The organism is Streptomyces sp. NPDC088812, assembly GCF_044750285.1.
In the GTDB taxonomy this organism is placed as follows: Bacteria; Actinomycetota; Actinomycetes; order Streptomycetales; family Streptomycetaceae; genus Streptomyces.
The window spans coordinates 69,597-82,603 of the sequence record NZ_JBIVJP010000033.1; the positions used below are offsets into that span (position 1 = coordinate 69,597).

At 74.2% G+C, this 13,007-nt stretch carries 8 protein-coding genes; 3 read left to right on the forward strand and 5 right to left on the reverse strand.

Features of this window, described 5'->3' with window-relative positions; all coding sequences use genetic code 11:
• The first annotated feature begins 45 nt into the window (after window positions 1-45).
• A complete protein-coding gene (locus ACIP67_RS39955) occupies window positions 46-2,265 on the forward strand; it encodes an NADP-dependent isocitrate dehydrogenase (protein ID WP_401698821.1) in 2,220 nt (739 codons plus the stop codon).
• A gap of 147 nt (window positions 2,266-2,412) precedes the next feature.
• Here ACIP67_RS39955 and ACIP67_RS39960 read toward each other — a convergent pair whose 3' ends face one another.
• Window positions 2,413-3,816: a hypothetical protein gene (locus ACIP67_RS39960; protein WP_401698823.1), complete on the reverse strand. Its 1,404-nt coding sequence runs from the start codon at window positions 3,814-3,816 to the stop codon at window positions 2,413-2,415.
• A gap of 674 nt (window positions 3,817-4,490) precedes the next feature.
• On the opposite strand from ACIP67_RS39960, the gene ACIP67_RS39965 reads away from it, so the two are divergent.
• Window positions 4,491-5,102 (forward strand): hypothetical protein, encoded by a 612-nt coding sequence (locus ACIP67_RS39965; RefSeq protein WP_401698825.1) that lies wholly within the window; start codon window positions 4,491-4,493, stop codon window positions 5,100-5,102.
• 68 nt (window positions 5,103-5,170) lie between these two features.
• On the opposite strand, the gene ACIP67_RS39970 is transcribed toward ACIP67_RS39965, so the two are convergent.
• The 3 genes from ACIP67_RS39970 to ACIP67_RS39980 form a co-directional block, all read right to left on the reverse strand.
• Complete coding sequence (locus ACIP67_RS39970; RefSeq protein ID WP_401698874.1) at window positions 5,171-5,683, reverse strand: hypothetical protein; 513 nt, start codon at window positions 5,681-5,683, stop codon at window positions 5,171-5,173.
• A 98-nt stretch (window positions 5,684-5,781) separates the two neighbouring features.
• Entirely contained in the window at window positions 5,782-6,420 is a 639-nt protein-coding gene (locus ACIP67_RS39975) for an RNA polymerase sigma factor (RefSeq protein ID WP_389521988.1), read from the reverse strand.
• 7 nt (window positions 6,421-6,427) lie between these two features.
• A complete protein-coding gene (locus ACIP67_RS39980; RefSeq protein ID WP_401698828.1) occupies window positions 6,428-7,858 on the reverse strand; it encodes a S8/S53 family peptidase in 1,431 nt (476 codons plus the stop codon).
• Window positions 7,859-8,117: 259 nt separating this feature from the next.
• On the opposite strand from ACIP67_RS39980, the gene ACIP67_RS39985 reads away from it, so the two are divergent.
• Window positions 8,118-10,682, forward strand: coding sequence for a CHAT domain-containing protein (locus ACIP67_RS39985; protein ID WP_401698876.1), 2,565 nt, complete (start codon window positions 8,118-8,120; stop codon window positions 10,680-10,682).
• A 43-nt stretch (window positions 10,683-10,725) separates the two neighbouring features.
• On the opposite strand, the gene ACIP67_RS39990 is transcribed toward ACIP67_RS39985, so the two are convergent.
• Window positions 10,726-12,801: a LuxR C-terminal-related transcriptional regulator gene (locus ACIP67_RS39990; protein WP_401698878.1), complete on the reverse strand. Its 2,076-nt coding sequence runs from the start codon at window positions 12,799-12,801 to the stop codon at window positions 10,726-10,728.
• Window positions 12,802-13,007 lie beyond the last annotated feature (206 nt).

Genomic DNA, 13,007 nt, shown 5'->3' on the forward strand with positions numbered 1-13,007 from the left:
TATCTTGATGTCGAGCAATGTTGCAGACGTGGAGCGGAGCACCCGGTGACTGACTCGACCATCATCTACACACACACTGACGAGGCCCCGGCCCTGGCGACGTATTCCTTCCTGCCGGTGGTCCAGGCGTACGCCTCGCAGGCCGGTGTCGCCGTGGAGACCCGGGACATCTCGCTGGCCGGGCGGATCATCGCCGTGTTCCCGGAGTACCTGACCGAGGACCAGCGCATCCCGGACGCGCTGACGGAGCTGGGCGAGCTCGCCAAGACGCCCGAGGCCAACATCATCAAGCTGCCGAACATCTCGGCGTCGATCCCGCAGCTGAAGGCCGCGGTCGCCGAGCTGCGCGAGCAGGGCTACGCGCTGCCGGACTACCCGGACGAGCCGAAGACCGACGAGGAGCGCGAGATCCGCGCCCGCTACGACAAGATCAAGGGCTCCGCCGTCAACCCGGTCCTGCGCGAGGGCAACTCCGACCGCCGCGCCCCCGCGTCGGTCAAGAACTACGCCAAGACCCACCCGCACCGCATGGGCGCCTGGTCCTCGGACTCCAGGACCGAGGTCGCGACCATGGGCGAGAACGACTTCCGCTCCACCGAGAAGTCCGCCGTGATCTCCGAGGCGGGCTCGCTGCGGATCGAGCTGGTCGGCGAGGACGGCTCCACCACGGTGCTGCGCGAGTCGGTACCGGTCCTCGCGGGCGAGGTCGTCGACGCCTCCGTGATGCGCGTCGCCGCGCTGCGCGAGTTCCTGGCCGCCCAGGTCGCCCGGGCCAAGGCCGAGGGCGTGCTGTTCTCCGTGCACCTGAAGGCGACGATGATGAAGGTCTCCGACCCGATCGTCTTCGGTCACGTGGTGCGCGCGTTCTTCCCGAAGACCTTCGAGCAGTACGGCGCGACGCTGGCCGCGGCCGGCCTCTCCCCCAACGACGGTCTCGGCGGCATCCTCAAGGGCCTGGAGTCCCTGCCCGAGGGCGACGCGATCAAGGCCTCCTTCGACGCCGAGCTCGCCGAGGGCCCGGCCCTGGCGATGGTCGACTCCGACAAGGGCATCACCAACCTGCACGTGCCGTCCGACGTCATCGTCGACGCCTCGATGCCGGCCATGATCCGCACCTCCGGCCACATGTGGGGCCCCGACGGCCAGGAGGCGGACACCCTCGCGGTGCTGCCGGACTCGTCCTACTCCGGCGTCTACCAGGCCGTCGTCGAGGACTGCAAGGCCAACGGCGCCTACGACCCGTCGACGATGGGCTCCGTCCCGAACGTCGGCCTCATGGCGCAGAAGGCCGAGGAGTACGGCTCCCACGACAAGACCTTCGAGATCCCGGCCGCGGGCACCGTCCGCCTGGTCGACCAGGCCGGCGACGTCGTGATCGAGCAGCCGGTCTCCGAGGGCGACATCTTCCGCGCCTGCCAGACCAAGGACGACCCGATCCGCGACTGGGTCAAGCTGGCCGTCACCCGCGCCCGCGCCACCGGCGACCCGGCGGTCTTCTGGCTGGACGCCACCCGCGCCCACGACGCCAACCTGATCGCCAAGGTCGAGGCCTACCTGCCGGAGCACGACACCGAGGGCCTGGACATCCGCGTCCTCGCCCCCGTCGAGGCGACCAAGCTGTCCGTGGAGCGCATCCGCCGCGGCGAGAACACCATCTCCGTCACCGGCAACGTGCTGCGCGACTACCTGACCGACCTCTTCCCGATCCTGGAGCTGGGCACCAGCGCCAAGATGCTGTCGGTCGTCCCGCTGATGGCGGGCGGCGGCCTGTTCGAGACGGGCGCCGGCGGCTCCGCGCCGAAGCACGTCCAGCAGCTGGTCAAGGAGAACTACCTGCGCTGGGACTCCCTCGGTGAGTTCTTCGCGCTCGTGCCCTCCTTCGAGCAGTACGCCACGGCCACCGGCAACACCCGCGCCCAGGTCCTCGCCGACACCCTCGACCGCGCCACGGCGACCTTCCTCAACGAGGACAAGTCCCCGACCCGTCGCGTCGGCGGCATCGACAACCGCGGCAGCCACTTCTACCTGTCCCTGTACTGGGCGCAGGAGCTGGCGCGGCAGACCGACGACGCGGACCTGGCGAAGGCCTTCGCCCCGCTCGCGGAGGCGCTCACCGCGAACGAGCAGAAGATCGTCGACGAGCTGATCGCCGCCCAGGGCAAGCCGGCCGACATCGGCGGCTACTACCAGCCCGACCCGGCCAAGGCGGCCGAGGTCATGCGCCCGTCGGCCACCTGGAACGAGACGCTCGCGTCGCTGAGCTGACGTACCGGTGACGGGCCCGCCGCCCGTCGTCCGCTCCGCCCCGGCCGGGATTCCCGCGTCCGGGGCGGAGGTGCGTCAGGCGCCGGGCGGACGGGTGCCGCGGCGGGGCGACGGCTGCCGCGGCGCGCCGTGCGGCGCTCGTCCGGGTCACTTCCCGGGGGAGCAGGGGGCGCAGCAGGAGGGGGCGGGTTCGACGCAGACGGTGACGGTGTCGGCGTTGTTCGTGAGGTCGGGGTCCTTCTCGTTGCCGACGGCGGTGGCGGTGTTGGTGATCCGGCCGGCCCTGGTGGCCTTGCCCCGCAGCACGAGGGTGGCGCCGGCGCCGTCGGCGAGGTCGCCCACGGCCCACCGTCCGGTGCCCGCGTCGTAGCCGCCGGTCGTGCCGTCGGCGGACAGGAAGACGAGGCCGGCCGGGAGCCGGTCGGTCACGGTGACGCCGGTGGCACCGTTCGGGCCGGTGTTGCGGACGGTGACGCGGTAGGTCACCGTCTGGCCGACGGTGACGGTGGTCGCGTCGGCAGCCTTCACCACGGCCAGGTCGGCGGCCGGCCTGACCTGCGTGACCGCCTCGTCGGAGGTGGACTGCAACGGCTGCGGCCGGTCACCGAGCCGGTTCTCGTAGGAGGCCGTGGCGGTGTTCCTGATCTGCTTGCCGCCGCTGGCCCGGTCGATGACGACCCGGTACTCCACGGTGGTCCCGGCGGCCAGGGTGTCGGTGTTGGGCAGGCTCCCCCCTGCCACGCCGGAGGCGCCGTTGCCGAGGTGGAAGACGACCGCGTTCGCCCCGGTGTCGTAGTACGCCTGGTCGTCGCCCCGGTCGTCGGTCTTCGCTCCGGCGTTCGGGCCGTCGACGATGCGCAGGGAACCGGGCACGTACGTCGTGCCCGCCGGGACGACGTCGGTCAGGACGAGGTTCTCGGCCCCGCCGCCGCCCTCGTTCCTGGCGCTGACGCGGTAGGTGATGACATCGCCCACCTCCAGCGGCCCCGTCGGGATCGCGGTCTTGGCGAGCACCACGTGGGGGGCGGTGCCGAAGAAGATGCCGTCCAGGAGGTTGCCGATGAAGCGGTTGCCGCCGGCGGCCGAGATGGAACGGAAGGCGAAGCGCGTCAGCGTCTGACCAGCCGGGACGGTGTAGGTGCCGGTGTAGTAGCCCCAGGCGGTTTTGCCGTCGGTGAACCGCCTCTGCTCCACCGCGCGGCCTGGTGCGCCGATGTCCAGCGCCATGGTGTCGTCCCCCTCGCGGCCTCGGTGATACAGCCGCCAGTACAGCTGCGTACCAGGCGTCGTCGGCAGGTCCTGGTACAGCGTGGAGACCTGATTGGCGTTGAGCTCGGCGAACTGCGCGCCTTCGGCTGCCGGCACCCCGTTGAAGCCCGAACGCCACAACTCGATCATGTGGTCGGAAGCCGTGGTGAGCCAGCCCGGAACCCACTTGGCCGCCTGCGTCTGTGAGGCGTCCGGCAGAACCTCGTAGTTGGTCACGGAGGGTTCCTCGAAGCCGCCGTTGACCAGGGCGACCCGGAGCGGAACAGCGGAAGGTGTGGCCATGGTTCTTCCCTCGCGTCGAGACTGCTGGAACGCCCCGCCGGCCGGCCTGATGTCCTGGGTGCCGTGGCGGAGCCGAGACACCTGTAGCGCATCGCAACCAGACGAACACTCAAAGTGACGAACGGCGTCGGTCGGCCAATGTCGCGCGGCAGGTTTGCGGCCCCCACGCCCCGGTACGGCGCGCGCCACCCCGTCTCCCCCGGCAATCGACGCACCGCTCGCGGCCCGCACACCCCAGAGATCACATCCGCCCCCGCCGTCACGGCCGAAAGTCCCCCTCGCCTTCCACGTGCTCACCCTCTCCCAGGGTGACTTCACGGCCCTCGGATTGACACTCGACGGCACATCGCCACCAGGCGGAACGCCGGTTTCGGCAGGTGCGCGCCCACCTGCCCCGATGCGGCATTCGGGTGAATGCGTCGGGGGATATGGAGATTCCACCGGTACGCCCCCGTCCGCACTTGCATGCCGGCCGCATCGAGTACCCCCGGTGTGCCCGGTGTCGGTACGCATGATCGAACGGGTCCGCCCCGACCAGGGCTCAGCGGCCCGTGCAGCGGAGAGGGGCTGGAGCGTGTACGAAACGGGAAACCGTCCGGCGGACCACGGCGGGCGTGCCGACGTGCCGATGCCGCGGCAGCGGCGGGGAGTACGGGCAGCGTACGGTCTGGGGGGTGCTCATCGCGGCGACGCTGCTGGCGTCGTCGTTGCCGGGGAGCGCTGCCGCGGCAGCGCGGGCTACGGCGGAGCAGGCCGCGGCGGCGGTGGACACGCAGTGCATCCAGGCGGGCGACGCGGCGCTCAACCCCAGGTTCTACTGGCGCAACGTGCTGGGGGCCCGGCTGGGTGAGGGCACGATCCACGAATCGGCGTGGCCGAACCCGTTCGGCGGGCAGATCGCGCCCGGAACGACCTTCACGTTCAACTGGCGTCCGGACACCACGCGCAACCCCGTGGGGGCGCAATACCACACCCACCGGGTCAATCTGGCATCGGTCATGGCGGTGGCCGACGTGGAGTCGGTGGCCGGACCGGGCAGTCTGAGCGGGACGACGCCGAGCGCCGTGGAGACCCCGCCGCAGAAGCTGGGGAACACCGCGGTGCGGTTCCGGATCAGGCCGGGGACGGAGGGGCGCACGGCCACGCTGTCGTCGGCCGACCACAGCCTGACGACGAGGTGGCTGTTCGCCAACATCAACAACCTCTGGGAGAACACCGCGAGCATCTCGTTCGTGGTCCGCAGCCGCGTCGACCTCGGCTGCGAGAGCACTCCGATTCCCGGGTAGGGGCCGGAGCTGATCGACGCCTGAGCCGCCGCTTCCCCGACCGGCAAGCCCGCCGGCAAAGCGGCGGCTCAGGCGCGCAGCCACTCCGTGACGACCACCTCCCCGCCGGTGCGCAGGCGCAGCGCGAAGGGACCGGCGGGCGGGGCGTCGCCGGCGAAGCGGCCCATGTCGTCGGCGGTGAGGGCCGCGCCGGAGCGGGGCCCGTCCAGGACCTCGATGGCAGCGGGCTGGGGCGGCAGCAGCTGGCCCATCAGTCCGTGCGTGGTCACTTCCACGTCGACGGTCAGGCCGCCGGAGTGGAAGGTGAGCATCCGCGGCACGTCCACGGCACCCCGGACCGGGATGGCGTCGACCAGCGAGTCGAAGGTGAGTTCGGCGATCTGGGCGTCGAGGTCGTGCAGCGCGTAGGCCTCGACGGCGAGCTGGCGCAGCTCGGCCGGGACCGGGTCGAGGATGGCCGCGGCCTCGCGCAGCTCCTCCTCCAGAGCGCCGTGGTCGAACTCCTCGTCGTCGAAGGCGGCGGCGTCGGCCCTGCCGGCCGTGCCGTCGGGGCCGCCGTCCCTGTCGTCCATGTCACCCATGCCGTCGGGACCGCCGTCCGTGTCGTCCGTGTCGTCCATGTCGTCCGTGTCGTCCGTGTCGTCCGTGTCGTTCGTGCGTTCCGTGCCGTCCATACCGTTCACAGTGCTCCCCGTGCGTCGAGTCGGGCGCGCAGGCGGCGCAGACAGCGCTGGCGCATCGGTCCGATGCTGCCCACCGCGATGCCCAGTGCGGCCGACACCTCCTGGTAGCTGGGCGGCGGCGAGGAGATCAGCACCCGCAGCAGCTGCCGGCAGCGCTCACCGAGCGCCTCGAACTCCTGCCAGAGGCGGCGGACGCGCTCGCTCTGCGCGGCCGCCTCCTCGGAGTCCAGCACCGACTGCTCCGGCGTGCGGTCCTCGCTGACGCGGTCGAGCAGCTGAGGGTCGTCCGTCGGGGTCAGCCGGCGCAGGCTTTTGATCACTTTCAGGCACTCGTTGCGCGCGGTGCTCGCCAGCCAGGAACCCGCCTTGTCCGGCTCACGGATCCGGCCCAGGTGCTGGGCGAAGCGGAACCAGGCGGTCTGGTACACCTCGTGGCCGTCGGCCTCGGAGAGCCGGTGCGCGCGCACGACGGACCACACCAGCGGGCTCAGCCCCTCCACCAGCGCCTTCCAGGCCGCCGTGTCACCGTCGACGGCGGCCTGGACGAGTGCGCCGACTTCGTTACGGTCCACGGTCCCACCCCTCGTGTACGGCCTGTCATCGTACGCCGTGGCGGGTGCGGCGTCGGACCTCATGCCGGCCTCACGCCGAGGGAGCGAGCTGTGCGACCGGTGCGGGACGCCAGGTCGGCGGGCGCAGCACCGGTACGTGGGAGCCGCGCACCTCGGCGAAGTCGGCCGGGGCGGCCAGCAGTCGACGCGCCGCCGCGCGCGGGTCTCTCTCGCCGTGCGCCGTCATGTGCGCCGCCACCAGTCCCGCCACGACGGGCGTCGCGAACGACGTGCCGCTCCAGGAGGCGAGCCCCTCGAACATCACCTGGTCGGGCTTGCCCGAGCCGGCCGCCCGCTCCTCGCTGAGCACGCCGGTGTGGCGCGGCGAACGGCAGGGGCAGGGGTAGGTGAAGCCGTAGCGGCAGTCGTCGTACGTGGAGTGCTGGTAGACGTACGGGACGGGGCTGTCGAAGCCCGTGAGGGCACTGACGAGGCGCTCGCCGGGGGCGAAGACCCGCACCCAGGGGCCGTGGTTGCTGAAACAGGCGCCGAACTCGCCGTCGCCGCGCAGCGCGCCGACCGAGACGACCGCGTCGGCGTAGTCGGGCTGGGCCGCGTAGGCGGCGGGCCAGAACGGGGTGGCGCTGGCGTTGTTGCCGGCGGCCGCGACCAGCAGGGTGGGCCGGGTGCGCAGTTCCTCCATGAAGGCGGCGACGCCGAGCAGGCCGTCGACGCGGCCGTTGGACGTGCCGGCGGACAGGCTGATGATGTCGGGCCAGCCACCCTGCTCGACGGCTTCGAAGAGCTTGTCGCCGAAGTCGTCCTCGAGGACGGCGCCCGCGTCGTTGAGGGTGCCCCGCACGGTGACGTCGGTGTTCGGGGCGACGGCGGCGACCAGTCCGGCGATGAAGGTGCCGTGGCCGACGTACTGCTGGAGGACGCCGTGCTCGTCCGTCTCCTTGACCTGCGCGTCGCCGCCGGTGTGGGCGAGCGGGGGGTAGGAGCGGTGGTCGTGCATCAGGCCGGTGTCGATGACGAGGACGCCCACCGCGCCGGCGGGGTCGTGGGCGGTCTGCGCCGCGGCCGGGTTGGGCGGCTCGGTGGTGGGGACCGGCTCGTCGCCGGGGCAGGCGTTGACGGCGATGGACACCACGTGGTTGCGGCTGACGAGCCGGCGGCCCGCCCGGTTCTCGGCGCCGCGCAGAGCGCGCAGGGCCCCGGCGACGGCGCGGTCGGTCCCGCTCGCGCCCTCGCCGGGGTCGGCGACGCGGATGCGGGTGATGCCCGAGCGGTTGGCCTGCGGGCCGGCCCGGCGGACGTGGTCGGGCACGAGGTCGGGCGCCTCGGTGAAGTGGGCGCGGACGGCGTCCTCGACGACCTGGGCCTCCTCGCCGTCGCGGGCGAGGACGACGCCCTTCTCGTAGATGAACTCGGCGGAGTCGTCGGGTCCCATCGCCAAGGGGACGTCCGGCAGCGCGCGTTGGATCTGGCCGAACTGCTCGTGGAATCGCTGTGGTGCCATGGCGTGTCCTCCCCTGAGACCAGTGGTCGTCAGTCAGAGCCGCGGGGCCGTCGTCTGATACAGGTGGTGCGACGACAGCGAGGGGTGGTGCGGTTGCGATTGCACGCCCCCGCGCACGCTCCCCGGCGCACCGATCCCGTCGATGTGCCTTCCGCTTGGTACGGCCTGATACGCCGCCGACCCTGTGGGACGGACAACCGCGGCCACTACCATCCATGGAGTGACAGCGGGAAACGACACGGTTCTCGAACTGCTGCCGATGGTGTTCGCCGCCCCCAACGACGCGCTGGCGCGGGCGGAGGGCGTGCTCGACACCGATCCGACGCCGTTGCGCGCCTCCGTCGCCCATCAGGTGATCGGTATCTGGCAGCGGGACTGGGGCGACATGCGGCTCGCCCTGGACCACCTGCGGCGCGCCCGCGCGCTGGCCGCCCGCGCGGACTCCGCCGAACGCGAGGCGGACGTCCTGGCCACCCTCGGGGTGGCGCTGGTGCACGCCGGCCGCACCCGGCAGGGGCTCGCCGCGTTCGAGCGGGGCGTCGGACGCGGCACGGGCCACACCCGCGCGCGCGTGCTGTACCGGCGGGCCTACTCCTGGTGGGTGCTGGGCCACCACCGCGAGGCGCTGGAGGACGTGCGCCGGGCCGTCCCCGTGCTGCGGCAGGCGGACGACGTCATCTGGACGGCGCGCGCCCTCACCCTGCGCGCCACCGTCCATCTCGCGCTCGGGGCGATCAAGCAGGCCGACGCGGACTTCACGGCGGCCGAGGCACTGTGGGACACCACCGGGCAGGAGCACGACAAGGCGGACGCGGTGGAGAGCCGGGGCCTGGCCGCGTTCCGTTCGGGGGACGTCCCGGCGGCGCTGCGGCTGCTGGACGAGGCCGAGGAGCGGTACGCCAAGCTCGGTACCCCCACCTTCATGCTCAACATCCGGCGCTGCGAGGTCCTGATGGCGGCCGGTCTCGCGCCCGAGGCGCTGGCCGAGGCGGACGCCGCGATCGCGGTGCTGGACGGCATCGGCGGGCAGTCCACGCGCAAGGCGGAGCTGCTGCTGGCCGCGGCGCGGGCCGCGCGGCTGGCGGGCGATCCGGGGACGGCGACCGCGCGGGCGGCGCTGGCCGTACGGCTCTTCGCCGGGCAGCGGCGAACCTGGTGGGAGGCGCACGCCCAGCTGGTGCTGATCGAGGCGCGGGTCGCCACCGGACGCGGGTCGGGACGGCTGGTGGCGGACGCGGTCCGGGTGGCGGAGCGGCTGTCGGGGTTCGGGGCGCCCGCGGCGCCGGAGGCGTGGCTGCTGGCGGGCCGGATCGCGCTGGACCTGGACTGGACGGCGGACGCCGAACGGTACCTGGCGGTCGCCGCGCGCAGCCGGCGCAGCGGGCCGCCGCTGGCCCGGATGACGGGCTGGGCGGCACAGGCGCTGTGGGCGCGGGCGACCGGGTCGCAGCGGGGCGTCCTGGAGGCGTGCCGGCGCGGACTGGACGTGCTGGACGACCACCGTACGACGCTGGGCGCCTCGGAGCTGCGCGCCCGGGCGACCGCGCAGGGCGCCGAACTCGCCGCGCTGGCCCAGCAGGTGACCCTGGAGCGGGGCGGACCGCGGCAGCTGCTGGCGTGGAGCGAGCGGTGGCGGGCCACGGTGCTGTCGGCGCCGCCCACCCGCCCGCCCGCCGACCCCGCGCTGCTCAGCGGACTGACGGCGTTCCGGGAGATCGCCGCGCGCGCGGAGAGCGCGCGGATGGACGGCCGTCCGGTGCCGGCCCTGGAGCGGGAGCAGCGGCGCCTGGAGCGGGAGGTCCGCTCCCGCACCCTGCACATCCGCGGGGACGCGCCCGGCGACGGCCACCGTTTCGACGCCGGCCGGCTGCTGGAGCGGCTCGGGGCCGGGCGGCTGGTCGAACTCGCCGTCCTGGACGGGCGGGTGCAGATCCTGCTGTGCGGGGACGGACGGGTACGGCGGTTCACGGGCGGGCCGCTCGCCGAGGCCGAGCGGGAGGCCGAGCACGTCCAGGCCGCGCTGCGGCGCCTCGCCCACCCCAGGGCAGAGGGCCGGCTGCCGGTGGTGGAGGCGATGGGGCGGCGGCTGGAGGAGCTGCTGCTCGGGAAGGCCGCGGGCCGGCTGGGCTCCGGTCCGGTGGTGGTGGTACCGCCGGCGCGGCTGCACCGCGTCCCGTGGGCGCTGCTGCCGTCGCTGCGGGAGCGGGTGCTCAGCGTGTCGCCGTCGGCGAGCAGCTGGCTGCGCGCCCGGGAGACCGAGCCGCCGCCGGGCGGCCGGCACGTCCTGGTGCGCGGTCCGGGCCTGGCGACCGGCGGGGCGGAGGTGCCGGAGGTCGCCGGGCGGTACGGCAGGCCGACGGTGCTGGAGCAGGCGGACGCGCGCGTGCCGCGCGTCCTGGAGGAACTGGACGGCGCGGCGCTCGCCCACCTCGCGGCGCACGGCACCTTCCGCGCCGACAGCCCCCTGTTCTCGTCGCTGCGGATGGCCGACGGCCCGCTGATCGTCCACGACTTCGAACGCCTCGCCCGCAGCCCGTACCGCATCATCCTCTCCAGCTGCGACACCGCCCGCATGGCCTCGGTCGGCGCCGACGAACTCCTCGGTCTGGTCACGGCGTTGCTGCCGCTGGGCACGGCGGGGGTGGTGGCGAGCAGCGCGCCGGTGAACGACGAGGCGGTGGTGGTGCTGATGCTGGCCCTGCACCAGGGCCTCAGCCGCGGCCTGTCGCTGGCGGAGGCGCTGCGCGACGCCCGTGCGGCGCTGCCGGGGGACGCGTCGCACCGGGCGACGGGATGGGCGTTCACGGCGTTCGGAGCGGCGTGAGGTCCCTCGGCCTGAGGTCCCTCGGCGGGAGCCGGCCCGCCGGTCAGGCCGGCTGCCTGCGCTCCGGTTCGACCAGCCACGGCAGCGCCCGCCGGTCGCTCGCGCCGAGGCGGGTGTAGGCGCTGTACAGATGGTTGCCGACGGTGCGGACGGAGAGGGTGAGCCGCTCCGCGATCTGCCGGTTGCTCAGGCCGGCCGCCGCCAGCGTGACGATCTGCCGCTGGCGGGCGGTGAGTTCACCGAGGACGAGGCCGGACAGGGCCGGCGTGCGGGCGCCCTGGCAGCGGCGGGCCAGGGCGACGGCACGGGTGCGGGCGGTACGGGCCGCGCTGGGGTCGCGATGGGCGCGCACGGCCTGGGCGTACGCCTCCGCGGCGAACAGCAGGAAGCCGCGTTCCTCCAGTTCCCGGGCGACCTCGTCGAGGGCGGGTCCGTCGGAGCGGGCGAGCGCGTCGGCGTGGCGCGCGAGAACACCGCCGGCCGGGAGGAGGGGCAGGGCACGCTCGGGAGCGCCGAGGCGTACGGCGTCGTAGGCGGCGTAGGGATCGCCTGCGGGGCTCGTGAGACGGCGGCCGCGACCGGTGTCGGGGCGGTGCGGGGTGTCCGGGCCGTGGCGAGCGCCCGAGCCGGACAGGACACCGGGGCACGCGGCGCCGGCACCGCGCGGGACATCGGGTCCGGACGGGACACCGGGGCCCGAGGCGCCGGCACCGCACGCGACATCCGGACCGGACGGGACACCGGGGCACAAGACACCGCCGCCATGCGCGCCATCGGGACCGGACGGGACACCGGGGCCGTCCGGGACACCGGGGCCGTGTGGGGTGCCACAGCCGTACGAGACGCCGGAGCCGTGTGGGGTGCCAGAGCCGTACGGGACGCCGGAGCCGTGTGGGGTGCCAGAGCCGGATGGGGCGCCGGGGCCGGACTCCTCGCCCGACTGGAGGGCGGACAGGGCAAGTTGGCGGCGGCACTCGTCGTGGTCGGGGGCGCCGGCCAGGCCCTCTCCCGCCCAGGCGGCCGCGTCGCGCAGTTCGCCGCGCAGCCGGGCGAACCGCGCGCGGACGGCGGCGTACGGCGGCGGGACCGGCTCGCCCTCCGCCACCAGCCACTCCCCCACCGGCGTGGGCGTCGTGCGGACGTCCAGCCGGGCGATTCGGCGCGTCAGGCCGGCGGCCTCCGCCTCGAGGGCCGGGCCGAGCGGCCCCCGCGTGGCGGACAGGCGGCGGGCCCGCAGCCGGCCGGCGGCAGCGCGGAGCACGGGGCCGTGCAGGGGGTGGGCGAGGCGGACGGCCGTGTCGTCGTCGGCGTGGACCAGGCCGTCGGACTCCAGACGTTCGAGGACGTGCAGATCGAGGTCGTCGACGCGGACCGGCAGCGGCTCGGCGAAGGCGAGGCGGTCGAGCGTCTCCCGTTCGCCGGGGCAGGCGCGGGTCAGGACGGGCGCGGCGCGTTCGCGCAGGGCGGGGGTGAGGGGAAGCCGGCCGCGCCACCTCCCCTCCCCGTCCGGGGACCGGGCCAGCAGGTCCTGCTCGCGCAGCGCCTCCAGCAGGTCGCGCAGCAGGCGCAGGTCACCCCCGGACAGGTGGTGCAGGCGGTTGAGGGTGAGGGGCTCCAGGGGGACGCCGGCGGCCTCGGCCAGCAGCGTGGCGGTCTCCTCGCGGGGCAGCGGCTCCAGGGCGAGGCGGGGCAGGAGTTCGCCCGTCCGCAGCCGGGTCACGGCGCCGGGCGCGGGGGCGCCGTCCGTGACGAGGACCAGCAGGCGGGTGCGGCCCTGGACGGCCAGTTGGTGGACGAGGGCGGCGGAGGAGTCGTCGAGCAGGTGGGCGTCGTCGACCAGCAGCAGTCGTACGCCGGACAGGAGCTGGACCGCCCGGTGCAGGGTGACGCCCTCGGGCAGGAGATGGGCGAAGGCGGCGAACGCGGTGCCCCGTGTCCCCGGGGTGCCGGCCACGCGTACGCAGTCCGTGCCGCGGACCGCCTCGGCGGCCAGCCTGGTGCGGCCGCAGCCGGCCGGCCCGGTCACCACGATGCCGGGCCGGCCGGCCGCCGACGAACGCCGGACCAGCTCCCGTTCCTCCTCCCGGCCGGTGAACGTCCACGGTGCCGACGGCGACACCGACGCGGGCGGCGGCGGAGCGGACGACGCGGCCGGCGGCCGGACCGGACCGCAGCGCGGCGGGAGGAGCGTCGGGGGGACCGGCACGAGGTCCGGCGAGGAGAGCGGCCGGGGGGTGCGGGCGGCACGTACGGAAGTCGTCACATCCACAGGAGTCCGCATACTCATGCCTGATACAGGGCGACTTGAGTAGGCCCCGACTCAGG